This is a genomic window from Photobacterium lucens (assembly GCF_009873615.1).
Taxonomy (GTDB): domain Bacteria; phylum Pseudomonadota; class Gammaproteobacteria; order Enterobacterales; family Vibrionaceae; genus Photobacterium; species Photobacterium lucens.
Genome location: NZ_SSMG01000271.1, coordinates 1 through 12,722, shown reverse-complemented (window position 1 = coordinate 12,722; position 12,722 = coordinate 1). Strand labels below are relative to the sequence as shown.

Annotated in this window: 12 protein-coding genes; 6 read left to right on the top strand and 6 right to left on the bottom strand. The window is 38.6% G+C overall.

The window, feature by feature from the left end:
* Positions 1 to 178: 178 nt before the first annotated feature.
* Positions 179 to 1,405, bottom strand: coding sequence for a trypsin-like serine protease (locus E5A76_RS11605; RefSeq protein ID WP_161119032.1), 1,227 nt, complete (start codon positions 1,403 to 1,405; stop codon positions 179 to 181).
* 192 nt (positions 1,406 to 1,597) lie between these two features.
* A complete protein-coding gene (locus tag E5A76_RS11600; RefSeq protein ID WP_161119031.1) occupies positions 1,598 to 2,665 on the bottom strand; it encodes a S1 family peptidase in 1,068 nt (355 codons plus the stop codon).
* A gap of 380 nt (positions 2,666 to 3,045) precedes the next feature.
* On the opposite strand from E5A76_RS11600, the gene E5A76_RS11595 reads away from it, so the two are divergent.
* Entirely contained in the window at positions 3,046 to 3,618 is a 573-nt protein-coding gene (locus tag E5A76_RS11595) for a PhnA domain-containing protein (protein WP_008989419.1), read from the top strand.
* 98 nt (positions 3,619 to 3,716) lie between these two features.
* Here E5A76_RS11595 and E5A76_RS11590 read toward each other — a convergent pair whose 3' ends face one another.
* A complete protein-coding gene (locus tag E5A76_RS11590; RefSeq protein WP_161119030.1) occupies positions 3,717 to 5,132 on the bottom strand; it encodes a coniferyl aldehyde dehydrogenase in 1,416 nt (471 codons plus the stop codon).
* 204 nt (positions 5,133 to 5,336) lie between these two features.
* Between E5A76_RS11590 and E5A76_RS11585 the strand changes: the two genes are divergently transcribed.
* Both E5A76_RS11585 and E5A76_RS11580 read left to right on the top strand, forming a co-directional pair.
* On the top strand, positions 5,337 to 6,008 hold the full coding sequence (locus E5A76_RS11585) for a glutathione S-transferase (protein WP_053989153.1): 672 nt from the start codon (positions 5,337 to 5,339) through the stop codon (positions 6,006 to 6,008).
* Between the two features lie 143 nt (positions 6,009 to 6,151).
* A complete protein-coding gene (locus tag E5A76_RS11580; protein WP_161119029.1) occupies positions 6,152 to 8,476 on the top strand; it encodes a phosphocholine-specific phospholipase C in 2,325 nt (774 codons plus the stop codon).
* 92 nt (positions 8,477 to 8,568) lie between these two features.
* Here the strand turns inward: E5A76_RS11580 and speG are convergent, their stop codons facing one another.
* Together speG and E5A76_RS11570 are read right to left on the bottom strand one after the other, a co-directional pair.
* Positions 8,569 to 9,087 (bottom strand): spermidine N1-acetyltransferase, encoded by a 519-nt coding sequence (speG, locus tag E5A76_RS11575; RefSeq protein WP_053989155.1) that lies wholly within the window; start codon positions 9,085 to 9,087, stop codon positions 8,569 to 8,571.
* 129 nt (positions 9,088 to 9,216) lie between these two features.
* Positions 9,217 to 10,137 carry a LysR family transcriptional regulator gene (locus tag E5A76_RS11570; protein ID WP_161119028.1) on the bottom strand — a complete coding sequence of 307 codons (921 nt, stop codon included), beginning with the start codon at positions 10,135 to 10,137 and terminating at the stop codon, positions 9,217 to 9,219.
* Positions 10,138 to 10,255: 118 nt separating this feature from the next.
* Here E5A76_RS11570 and E5A76_RS11565 point away from each other — a divergent pair, with 118 nt between their 5' ends.
* A complete protein-coding gene (locus E5A76_RS11565; protein WP_161119027.1) occupies positions 10,256 to 10,783 on the top strand; it encodes an NADPH-dependent FMN reductase in 528 nt (175 codons plus the stop codon).
* Between the two features lie 154 nt (positions 10,784 to 10,937).
* On the opposite strand, the gene E5A76_RS11560 is transcribed toward E5A76_RS11565, so the two are convergent.
* Entirely contained in the window at positions 10,938 to 11,147 is a 210-nt protein-coding gene (locus tag E5A76_RS11560; RefSeq protein WP_008989426.1) for a TOBE domain-containing protein, read from the bottom strand.
* 304 nt (positions 11,148 to 11,451) lie between these two features.
* Here E5A76_RS11560 and E5A76_RS11555 point away from each other — a divergent pair, with 304 nt between their 5' ends.
* Together E5A76_RS11555 and E5A76_RS11550 are read left to right on the top strand one after the other, a co-directional pair.
* Positions 11,452 to 12,210, top strand: a complete 759-nt coding sequence (locus tag E5A76_RS11555; protein ID WP_161119026.1) for a hypothetical protein — start codon at positions 11,452 to 11,454, stop codon at positions 12,208 to 12,210.
* Between the two features lie 111 nt (positions 12,211 to 12,321).
* Positions 12,322 to 12,699, top strand: a complete 378-nt coding sequence (locus tag E5A76_RS11550) for a VanZ family protein (RefSeq protein ID WP_161119025.1) — start codon at positions 12,322 to 12,324, stop codon at positions 12,697 to 12,699.
* Positions 12,700 to 12,722 lie beyond the last annotated feature (23 nt).

Sequence of the window (12,722 nt, the reverse complement as noted above, 5' to 3'; positions counted from 1 at the left end):
GAATAAATCTTGTTTAAAACTCAACATTCAAACATATCTCAATGACAAATCTATGCTACTTGATGTGATATATACCCAAGTGGCTTGGGTATAGGTGATTACAAGACAATAAAAAACCACTTATTTTAAACTGAAGCAGTTAAAAATAAGTGGTTTTAATAAATATGGAGATAAACAATTAGTGACGTTTACGTCGTATCCATGCCATTGAGCCTAACAACGCAAGCATTAGACCACCAATATAACCACCACCACTGTCATTTTTACCAATATTACAGTTATTAGCAGAGATACTATCGTTACAGCCCTGTTCTGCTTGTTCTTTCTCTTTTTCTAAAAATTCAGGTAGCGTAATGGCACTTTCTGGCACAGTCTTCACTGATTCAGTGATCCACTCATAATAGGTTCCAACACGCGCATAAAACGTTGGACGAGTTAGTGAACCACATTGAGGCTCACCTGCTGAACCACCACTCACAATACCAATCTGCACCCAGTTACTGTCATTATCTTGTGTTAATAGCGGACCACCACTATCACCAAAACAAGCATCAGGCCCCATTAAATCCGAACCATCAAGCTTACGTGCTGGTAATGTACAAAGCTTAGTGGTGTTACTTGGGCTATCAATGAAAATGCCTTCAGGATCTTGTGATTCAAAGCGCTCGTAACATTTATCAATCGGGAAGCTTGCTAACATGGTTTCTAGTAGTACACCAGATGTTTCACCGCCTTCATAACTCAGGCTCTTTTCTTCTTCATCTTCAGCTGGTGCTTTATTTTCCGTCACTCCCCACCCTTGTACTTTTACGTTTTCAGGCAGGTTTTTATCATTCCATTGACCGCGTAATTTATCATCTAATTCAACCGCCGCACTGGTTGATGCTAATTTGACTTTACCTACACCATTAAAGTCACGGTTAACACGGATAAGTGCAACATCATTATCAAGCGCAGTATTTACAATTTCTGTTTCTAAATTAACACCGTTACCACTTGATGTTTCTAAAATAATCAGTGGATTATAGTCAGGATGAACAACAACATGGGTGGCTGAATAAATGTCTTTAATATCAGCAGTAGCGTTATCAACTAACCCCGTTGTAACTGTAATATCTGAAGGCGCAACAACAGTAAGACCAGATTCCCCAGTACCGCCACCAGCAACAACACAGTGAGCCGCTGTTAATAACCAGCGATCATCTAAAACCGTCGCACCACAAAAATGCGATTCATTGGCTTTATTTAAGCGCAGCGATGCCATGAAATTATCTTCAGTGGCGACTGTCACTTCAGAACCACCAATAATAAACGGTGTCGGGGTTTGATCAGCTTGAGCGTAAGCTGAACCTGCTAATCCTAATGCAATGCATACACTCAATGAGTGCGTTAATTTATTCACCATCATTAAATCCTTTTAAAATACAGCTAGATTAATGATACCGAATACTATTCACTGTTTACTTAGAAAGATAAACGAGTTGCGACAGGCTTCTTTTTTCTATGCAATGCTGCAAAACAAACATAGAAAATATTAAATCAAGCCCACAGCAACCCGTTTAGCACTTAATAACGTTAAGATTGATGAAATAATGGATTAGCCGCGTTTTCTACGTAACCAACCCATTGCCAATAGTGACATAATTAAACCTGAGCCAATGGAACCACCGCCGCCACTACCACCTTCTGCGGTATTGTCGGTATTGTCTTTACCTGTTGATTCATTATCGAATGGTACTGGCGCTGGAAGTGTAGGTGTTTTTTCAGCAATGACGTTATTGATCCAATCATCATATCCCCCTACACGGGTATAGATATCGGGATCTCCTGCTGCACATTTCTCACCACCAAAACTGGTAATTCCGAGCTGTATTTGCTCACCTGTGGCTACGTTTTTATAATACAAAGGACCACCACTATCACCTTGACAGACACCAAGAAAAGCAGGTTCATAAGTACACATTTTTAATGGATCGACACCACTAGATAGCCAGCCAAAATTACTGTCAGCTTTTGTTTTATCAAAACATTCAGCGGTAGGTAAATAACTGAGTTCAACAGACATTAATGTCTTTGGACCTGAGATTGCACCATTTGAGGTTTTCCCCCAACCTTGAGCAATTAATAACTCTTTATTTTCGGTAATTTCTTTTTCGATCGCGAATGCCTGCTCATTCGTTGGTAATGTTGCTATCGTGGCATTATCAATATTTCGTGAAACAGCAATAAGTGCAATATCATTAACGTAAGGCGTATTTATTTGAGTTTCACTCTCGCCTTCAACTATTACTGTTCCCTCAGGTAAGTAATCAGAATGCACAATTACATCTACAGCCTTATACTCATTAATTGGTGAAATATCTAAAAGATTCGTTATACCTGCGTAAACTTTAATTGAGGCGGTAGGCACTGTTTCAAGCTCATCATTTTTATTACCAATTTTTATACAGTGCGCAGCAGTTAGTACCCAACGTTCAGCTATTAAGCTACCAGTACATCCCCAATTTCCCGCTTGAACAAACACTGTTGATAACTCATTCGGGCTTGTTTGAACTTCATTACCACCAATAATATAAGCATTAATATCATTTTCAGCTGCCATTACCGATAGCGGAAAAGCAACACTTGCGGAAATTGCTAGCCCTAATGTTTTTATTTTATTCATACAAGCCTTCTTAAATATCGTCCATTGACCAATACTTAAAAGGTAACAAATTATTAACCGCTAATTAGCAAAAACATTCTAAACAGTGAGCTAACACATAAGTCTTAAATAAGAATGTCTATTAGTTACAACAAGTCACCAGCACTTTTTTGCTTAAAAATAAAAATTACTCAAATTAATACAATCATTGAATGAGTTAATAAAGTTAAAATTTAACTGCTTTTTCGTTACTCTCTGGATAATTTTCCATGACATTTCACTACGATTGGATATTAAACAGTCTGATGTACTATAAATTTCGTGATCTCGCGCTTGTTTTCTTCCCTTCTGTTTATTTGATGTGCATAATGTGCCCACAATAACTCTATGGACAATTTCCCATGACTATCGAACAAGCTTTAAAAGATCGTAGCGAATCAAAATGTGAACTATGTTCTTCTGAAAACAACCTAGCTGTATACGCAGTTCCTGCTTCTGAAGACAAGAGCGCGGGCTGTAGTGTATATCTTTGTGATACTTGCCGTGGTCAGCTTGAAGATCCAGAGACAACAGATGAAAACCATTGGCGTTGCCTAAACGACTCTATGTGGAGTCAGGTTCCAGCTGTACAAGTAATGGCTTACCGTCAACTTAAGCGTCTATCTTCAAAAACTGACTGGGCAATGGACCTAGTTGACATGATGTACCTAGAAGATGATGTTAAAGAGTGGGCTGAAAAAGGTCTAGTTGAAGAAGCACAAGCTGCTATTCCAACGCTTGACGCAAATGGTGCTAAGCTACAAGCTGGTGACAACGTAACTATCATCAAAGACCTTCCAGTTAAAGGTTCTAGCATGGTAATTAAGCGTGGTACGCCTGTACGTAACATCAGCCTGACTGATAACCCACTTCACATCCAAGGCCGTGCTGATGGTGTGCAAATGGTTATCATCGCAGAGTACGTGAAGAAGTAATCCCTTCTCCGTTACTGATAACGTATAAAAGAAAGCCCCTAGAGTCTCACTTTAGGGGCTTCTTTTATATATCCAATCTCAATACGACATTGAAACTATTAGTATTTACCTAACTTACGATTAATGATGAAGTTAATCATCCGCTTAGCGATAGATGAATAAGGTGAATATAACAGCTTCAGCGACGAGACAGAGCCTTGATACATCACAGGGCGCATTTTTGATAGGCGTTCAAAACCTTCTCGACCGTGATAGTGTCCAATACCACTGTTGCCTATTCCACCAAACGGTAGATCATCTTGCGCTACATGTACCATCACATCATTAATTGTTACACCACCAGAACGAGTCTGATCTATCACTGTTTGTTGTAACACTTTATCATTAGAAAATAGATATAAGGCTAACGGTCTTTCTCCAGCGTTTATTTCCATTAATACATCATCAATCGATTGATATGTTTTTATGGGTAAAATAGGACCAAAAATCTCACGCTGCATCACTAACATGCTTTCATTCACATTCGTCACAAGGTGCAATGGGAACTTACGATTCTCATCATCAGGCTCCGCATTTGGGATCAGATTATGTAGTTCCGCCCCTTTCGCTTTCGCATCTTCTAATGTATCGACTAAGCGAGCAAACGCGGTGTCATCAATAATGGATGTGTAATCAGGATGCTGAATATCAGTAAAGCGCTTCGCCATGATCTTTTTCGCATGCTTAATCATCTCATCTAAGCGATGCTCTGGCACATATACATAATCAGGTGCTACACAGGTTTGTCCGCTGTTATACGCCTTTCCACCCAAAATACGTTGCATGGCTTTAGCAAGATCATAATCATCAGCAACAATCGCTGGCGACTTCCCACCAAGCTCTAAAGTAACAGGCACAAGGTTTTTAGCTGCATTTGCCATCACAGCCTTACCCGTGGTGCTTGAACCGGTAAATACCAAATGATCTAACGCTAATTGAGAAAAAGCTTTGCCTGTTTCACCTTCTTCAGCAATAAAGCAAATCTGGTCTTCATTAAATGATTGAGCAAACAAACCTTGCAATAACTGGCACAAATGCTGCGAGTTTTCAGACATTTTCACCATGACACGGTTTCCAGCGGCAATAGCAGCAACAAGCGGTGCTATTGCAAGAAATAGGGGGTAGTTCCACGGCACAATGATCCCGACAACACCAACTGGCTGTGGCAGCAAGCGATTTTTAGCCGGCTTAAACCACATAGAAGTATGACGCTTTTGTACCTTCATCCAGCGTGATAAATGCTTACGCGTATATTTAATCCCTTCTACACTGGTGAAAACTTCAAGCAATGCCGTTTCTGTTGCAGAGCGTTGACCAAAATCTTTACCAATTGCAGCACAAATCTCAGATTGATGTGATTGAACAAGTTCTAAGATTTTCTCCAAATCGGCAAGTCTCGACTGAAGATCTGGCATTAGGTTTGATAAGAATGCACTTTTTTGTTGCTTTAAATAATGATCTAACGGCTTTTCCATTCGTAAAACTCCTATCACAGAACCCAACTGAAACAACAATAAACCCATTACATTAGCTGTAACATTGTCGTAAGCACAGATCTTTATACTCTAATCAGTTAGGTTATGTGAACCAATAAATACAGTGACTTGGTTATAAAATCGCATCATTCACTGTTATAGACTAATCTCATAATCAGAGGGAACGTGTAGCGGGGTTTAGATATGTCATCACCAATTTTATATACATTAAGGCAATGCCCTTATGCTATTAGAGCTAGATTAGGATTGTTACTTGCAGAGATCAATTTTGAACAACGTGATGTTGACTTAAGGCAAAAACCTACTGACATGCTTGCCATTTCCAACAAAGGAACCGTGCCTTTATTAGTGTTTGAAAATGGTGACTATATTGATGAAAGTTTAGAAGTCATGATTTGGGCATTAAATAACAATGACCCACACGACTTACTGTTAAGCCAACAACCACACTGCTTTGCTGAAATGCTAAGTTTAATTGCTCGTAATGATTACAAGTACATTACAGCCCTTGAGCATTACAAAGCGGATACTCGTTACCATAATCCAGAAGCACCAGTTTATCGCAAACTGTGTGAGTCCTTCTTGTTCGACCTTGAAAATCGCTTGTCCCAACATAAATACCTAATGGCTGATCAGCTAAGTCTTGCTGATTACGCTATTTTGCCTTTTATTCGCCAGTTTTCTCATGTTGAACGTCAATGGTTTCGAGAGGCTGATTATCCGAATCTAAAACAATGGTTAAGCGATCTTTATCAAGATCCTACTTTCTCTAAAGCAATGACTAAATATCCGTTATGGGAGAGTTGTACTAACACACAAGCTACGCAGCACAATGATTTAACCATGATAAGTTAGTGAAGCCTGTATGACGGTTAAATGAAAAATGTCAGCGTAATGTTAATTAGAGCCTTACCCATAACCGCTTAATAAACATGAAATATTCCTTATTCAAATTACTAACAGGTTAATCAATAACCTCATTTGAATAAGGATTAGTTATGGTAAACGATAGTCGTCGCTCATTTATTAAAAAGTCTGCTGTTGTAAGTGCAGGCGCTGCCGCAGTATCTACTTCACCTAACGTATTTGCGAGTATTGAAAAGGCACTTTCAATTCCAGCAAATCGAAAACATGGCAGTATCAAAGATGTTGAGCATGTTGTTATTTTAATGCAGGAAAATCGTTCATTTGATCACTACTTTGGCACCATGCCCGGTGTGCGCGGTTTTGCCGATCGTTTCCCATTAAAACAGTCCAATGGTGACTTTGTTTGGAATCAGCATAATCCTGAGCCAAATGAAGATAAAGGAAACTTCAAAAAGACCCTACTTCCTTGGTATTTCAATACAGGAAAAGATGTCAGTTATGAGCATTTTCGTGGTACACCGCATCTCTATAAAGATGCACAATATGCTAATAACCATGGCAAAATGAACCAATGGCTACCAAATAAAACTGACCGTACCATGGGCTATTTCACTCACAATGAAGTTCCTTTTCAGTTTGCACTCGCAAACGCCTTTACCCTTTGTGACGCTTATCATTGTTCAACCCAAACAGGCACAAATCCAAACCGTGTGATGCACTGGAGTGGAACAACAGATGCCAAGCAGAAAAAAAATGGTCCAGTTATCACTAATAGTCATGATGCTTGGGGTGAATACGAAAATGGTTATGAATGGACAACCTACCCTGAGCGCTTAGAAAGAGCAGGGATTTCTTGGCGAGTGCTGCAAAACCGTAGTAATAACTTTGGTGATAACCCACTGGTTGGCTTTAAAAGTTTTATAAAGGCAAACGAAACCAACCAAGATGACCCGATTTTTGTCAAAGGTATTGGTCCAGATTACGGTGATAAACCTTCTATTGAGTTATTTGAAGAACTCTATAAGGAAGGACTACCGCAAGTTACTTGGATTGTCACGGAGCAAACATTTTCGGAGCATCCATCTGGCTCAACGCCAAGTAGAGGTGCCGCATACACTGCAGCAGTACTAGATATCTTAACCTCTGATCCTGAAGTATGGTCAAAAACAGCTTTCATTATCAATTTTGATGAAAATGATGGTCTCTTTGATCATATGCCACCACCATCAGTACCTCACAAAGCGAAAAATAATCACACTTATGGTAAATCAAACGTTAAAACTGATGACGAGTACTACCATAATGTCGACTATACAAAATACGATGGGAGTATTAAAAGTAACGAGGAAGTGGAAGATTTCATCAACAATGCCTCCCATGGCCTAGGACCTCGCGTACCTTGTTATGTTGTTTCACCTTGGAGTGTTGGCGGCAATATAAACTCCCAAGTCTTTGACCATACTTCTGTTCTACAGTTTTTAGAAAAAGTAACCGGCGTTGAAGAGCCTAATATTTCAGAATGGCGACGTAGCGTGTGTGGCGATTTAACAAGCTGTTTTGACTTTGAAAAAAAACGACCAAATAGTGATATCCCTAACAATATGTCATTTGAGGAAGCTCAACGTCGCTATGAAGCCGCAATCGAAGAACAAAACCAGCATAAAAACCAACAAGGATATGATGAATCAGGTAAAAGAGTTAAGCCACAGATGAGCCTAGTTGGTCTACCTGTTGTTGAACAGCACGGCTCTCGTCCCTCTTGTCAGTTACCTTACTCACCAAAAGTAGACATCTCATTTAGTAAAGATAGCGTACACTTTGAATATGCAAACCAGGGTAAACAAGGCACTGTTTACCAAACTTACAACTACCTTGCTCACAACCTACCTCAACAAGATGAATTTGTTGCATCTGAAGGCAGTCCTTACGATATGACGATGCCACGCCAATACACGGTTGCAGCAAAAGGCACGAATCTACATAACCCAACAGTCGCTGATAAATGGCAGTTCGATGAACATCAAGACTTCGATTTAATGACCTTTGGCCCTAACGGATTTATACGTCGTGTGAAAGGCTTTACTGGTGAGCATAAAGCTATGCCATTAATTGATATTACGCATAAAGCATCACGAGTTGGTAATAATGAAGCTCATCTGTCTATTCGAATCGAAAATAGTACCAAGGAGCCGCAAGTCATTACCATCACAGATAACGTTTATGGCAAAAAGCCTATGGTATTGACCATCAAGCCTAAGCAAGTTGAGCATATCGCTTACAAAACGCGTAAGCACTGTTGGTATGATCTTACCTTTACTGCCGATAATTGCCGTTATTTCTCATTGCAAGCAGCAGGTCGTATTGAAGTAAATAACAAGCACAACTTCAAAGCAGTAACAGATCCGGAATTAGGTAATTTCGGTAACGATATGGAGTTAGCAAGTCTACTAGGTTAAGTAACTCACTCTTTGTCATAACAAAAAACCCAGCATAGATGCTATTTTCATAGCCCTTTGCTGGGTTTCTTTTCGTTTTGTAAAATCAGTAATTAACGATTTTTAAAATAAGTATCTTGCAGAATATACATGCGCTTAATATCGCAGTATTTACCGTTAATGAAAATCTCTTGGATCAAATGGCCTTCTTCTACAAAACCACACTCTTCATATAAGTGAATCGCTTTTTCATTTTCAATCGCAACATGCAGATATACCTTATGCAAGTTCAAAATAGTAAATGCATAATTTAGCGCACGATTGATCAATGAACGTGCGTACCCATTACCTTGGTAATCTGGGGCAATGATAATTTGAAACTCAGCGGTTCGGTGAATATTATTAATCTCAACCAACTCCACTAAGCCTATCGATTCTTCGTCTGCATTTTCAGCAATAAAACGACGCTCAGTGCTATCATGAATGTGTTTGCGGTACAGCTCTTCAAGCTCAGCAAACGACTCATATGGCTCTTCAAACCAATAAGCCATGATTGTGCGGTTATTGTTTAATTGATGAATAAAACGTAGATCTGTACGCTCTAATGCACGTAGACGAATAACATTACTCATTTATCTATATCCTTGATAGTAATGATGCAGGTAAAAGATTGTCCCTTTACCAATTTACCGCTTAAAAATACCATTTAATATCACAGAAAAAAGCAAAAACATGTAACAAGATATTCCCTTACCGCAACATTATTCAACCTTGCTATATCTATTGTTTACAACCATTTCATCAATCAGATCCAAGAAGCAGCGTACTTTAGATGCAAGATGCTTACGGGTGGGATACAGTGCATACACATCGACTGTTGGGAAAACATAATCTTCAAATAATAAGGTTAATTCCCCTGTCTTTATTTGCTGCTCAATATAAAACTCAGGCAAACGAATGATCCCGTCACCATTACGTACTAACACCAGTGACATCTCAGTGTTATTGCTACGAACGCGTTGATGAACGTCAACAGAGGTTTGATTGCCAGCCTTATCCATATAATCCCAAACGTTTGATTTTTTTAAATTGCTGTAACAAAAACAGTGATGAGAAGAAAGCTCTGCTGGATGGATCGGGCGACCATATTTGATAATGTATTCTGGTGACGCTACCGTACAAATTCGGCTGCTATAAATACGTTTACAGATAAGACTTGATTCATCCAGCTTTGCTGATGCGCGGATCACTAAATCATAGCCATCACCTATTACATCAATGGCTTTGTCGCTCATATCAAGATCAATCACAACATCGGGATAACGTGTAAGATAAGCTGAAAATACATCCTTTAAATAATGCTTACCAAACCATACCGGACAACTGATTTTCAATGTTCCCTTTGGCGCCACTGTACTTTGAGTGATATGAGCAACCGCTTGTTCAGCATCGCTGATCAACTGTAAACATTCTTGGTAATAACTCTTACCTTCCGGCGTTAACGAAATACTTCGAGTTGTGCGATTGAGCAACCTTACCCCTAAGCGATTTTCTAATTTAACGATCTCTTTGCTTACATAAGAGTTTGAATGCCCCATTACCTGTGCCGCAGCACCAAAGCCACCACTTTTAACGACTTGAACAAATAAAGTAATACCATCGAACAGTTGATTATTAGTCATATGGAAATTATCTAATCACTTTAAGGCTATTAATTACATACAAACTCTAATATACACTCTAGTCATTGGTTAACAACATCAGTTTGCTAAAACGACTTAATTACAAACGAGGCTTAATATGAAACTACTCGCTTTTGCTGCAACAAACAGCCAACAATCAATCAACCGTGCGCTAGTGACATATGCGGCATCACAAGTAAACGCTGATGAAGTAGAAATTCTTGACCTAAACGATTTTGAAATGGCGATTTACAGCATTGATCGTGAGAATGCGTCAGGGATCCCTGAACAAGCTCAGTTATTCTTCGATAAGATCGGTCAAGCTGACGCAATTTTAATCTCATTTGCTGAGCATAACGGGACATATACTGCGGCTTATAAGAATATTTTTGATTGGGCTTCACGTATTAATCAAAAATTCTATCAACAGAAACCAGTGATCATGCTTGCAACATCACCGGGTCCAGGTGGCGCTAAAAACGTACTAGATACTGCCGTGACATCAGCCCCTTATTTTGATGCCAATGTATTAGGCTCTCTTTCTATTCCAAGTTTTTACGACAACTTCGATTTAGAAAAGAATGCCCTAACCAATGAAGAATTAAATCAACAATTAAAATCATTAGTTTCAAAATTTAATCAATAGCGGCTGATCGTTTTAACGTTGTCCAGCAACAAAAACCACTATTACACAAATAGAAGAAGTAATTGATAAAAATAGAGTTGCTGTTGAACCAGCAACTCTTTTTTCCAAGTGATTCTCTAAAGCCTAATTACTTGAACTAACTTGACGATATTCATTACTCGGTTGCGACCATCACATTGGATGCTTTTATCACTAATACCGCCTCTTTACCCACGGCTAAACCTAAATACTCACATGACTTTTTCGTTAAGATAGACGTGAGTTCAACATTGGGGGAGACTTCAACCGTAACTTCTACATTCACTGCCCCAACATCGATATTCGTTACCACGCCTTTTAATTGATTTCTTGCACTTAATTTCATTTTACAACCTTAACCAGTAAGTAAAATTCTAATTCGAGCTAGTACACATGGCTTAAACCAGCCTCTTATAGTGTAGATAACTCACTTTTAAACGTGGCTTTTAAACAAGAAATATTCCATATTCGGTTGTTTATTCATTAAACAACAGAGTAATGTTCGAGACATTCTATAGGTATAGAGATCGCTTTTTTACGAATGAAAACGGCCAAGATAAGCATATTGTTCACATTTAATCGGATCTAAGATGCACAATGGCTAAATTTGTATCATGCTTAAAGAGTAGTAGCGTTAAAGGAGTACGCTTATGAGCACGAGGCTATGTGAAACTGCCAGCCTTGAACTGCATGTTCAAAGTGCTGTGCAGCAAATCCTAACCACTATGGCTTTTACTGCCCCATCAAACAGTCATAGTGATCGTAAAAACGCGTGTATATTTCAAAACAAGATCACATATACACTTTACTTACTCCTGCAATCTTTTCACTGTGAATCACAAAATACGATCAATAAACAATGCCACTATAACCAAGATTATACGTTTCATGACTTTGATTATGTGTGCCAGCAAAGCCTTGAGATTTTACGGCAATCACGTAACGACTTTGCGATTAAGGCTGCTAATCGTCGCGGTACTATTACTCATATCACCACGAAGGAAACCGAAGATTTACTGACTGCAACACTTAACAGAGAATGTGAAATGGTGATCACTGCCCTTGCTATTCAGCAATTATCAACCTTAATCAATACTTTTTCCCAACAAGAAAACATTTCACAAACTATTGATCAGGTTTTTAGCCGTGTAGTAGTTAACCAATATATTGACGAAGGGTTTCAATTATCAAAACAAGCCACACTTAAACTGGTAGAACAAATATCAAACGCTATTACTGGAGAGTTATGCCAGTTAATTTTAAACCAGCACACCAGTGAGGAGTCAGAGCAAAAACTGGTACAACACTTAGAAGACATCAACACGTTAGCTGAACATTTCATACAGCATTTTTCACAATTAAATACGACCTTTCTTACCAATAAATCAAATTTAGATGATAACGAATAAATATGAGTAGCAGGCAACACCTGCTACCTACTTTATCATCCAATGATGAGTTGAATACCGTCAAATAATAAGTATGATCATAACTATGATTAACATTAACCACGACTCACTATGGCTGCATTACTTACTTTTATTGATAAACATTGGAAAGTGATCACTGTACTTATTCTATTATTAATTACAGTTTTATCTCTATTACCTCAACCAAGCTTACCTGAAGTGCCAGGAACCGATAAAACCCATCATTTTATTGCTTATAGTGCACTTATTTTTGCTATTGGTTTAAGAATGCCCAAGCATTGGTACTGGTTATTTCTTGGCTGTATTGCATGGAGTGGTGCTATTGAATTAATTCAACCTTATGTCAATCGTTATGGTGAATGGCTTGATTTAGCGGCAAATACAGGTGGCTTGATCACAGGTTTTATTCTTGCTCGTCTTTGCGCTAAGTTATTACTAGCAAAAAGAAAAACGAATAATTCAGAGTAAAAATCTAATCAAAGATAGTAATT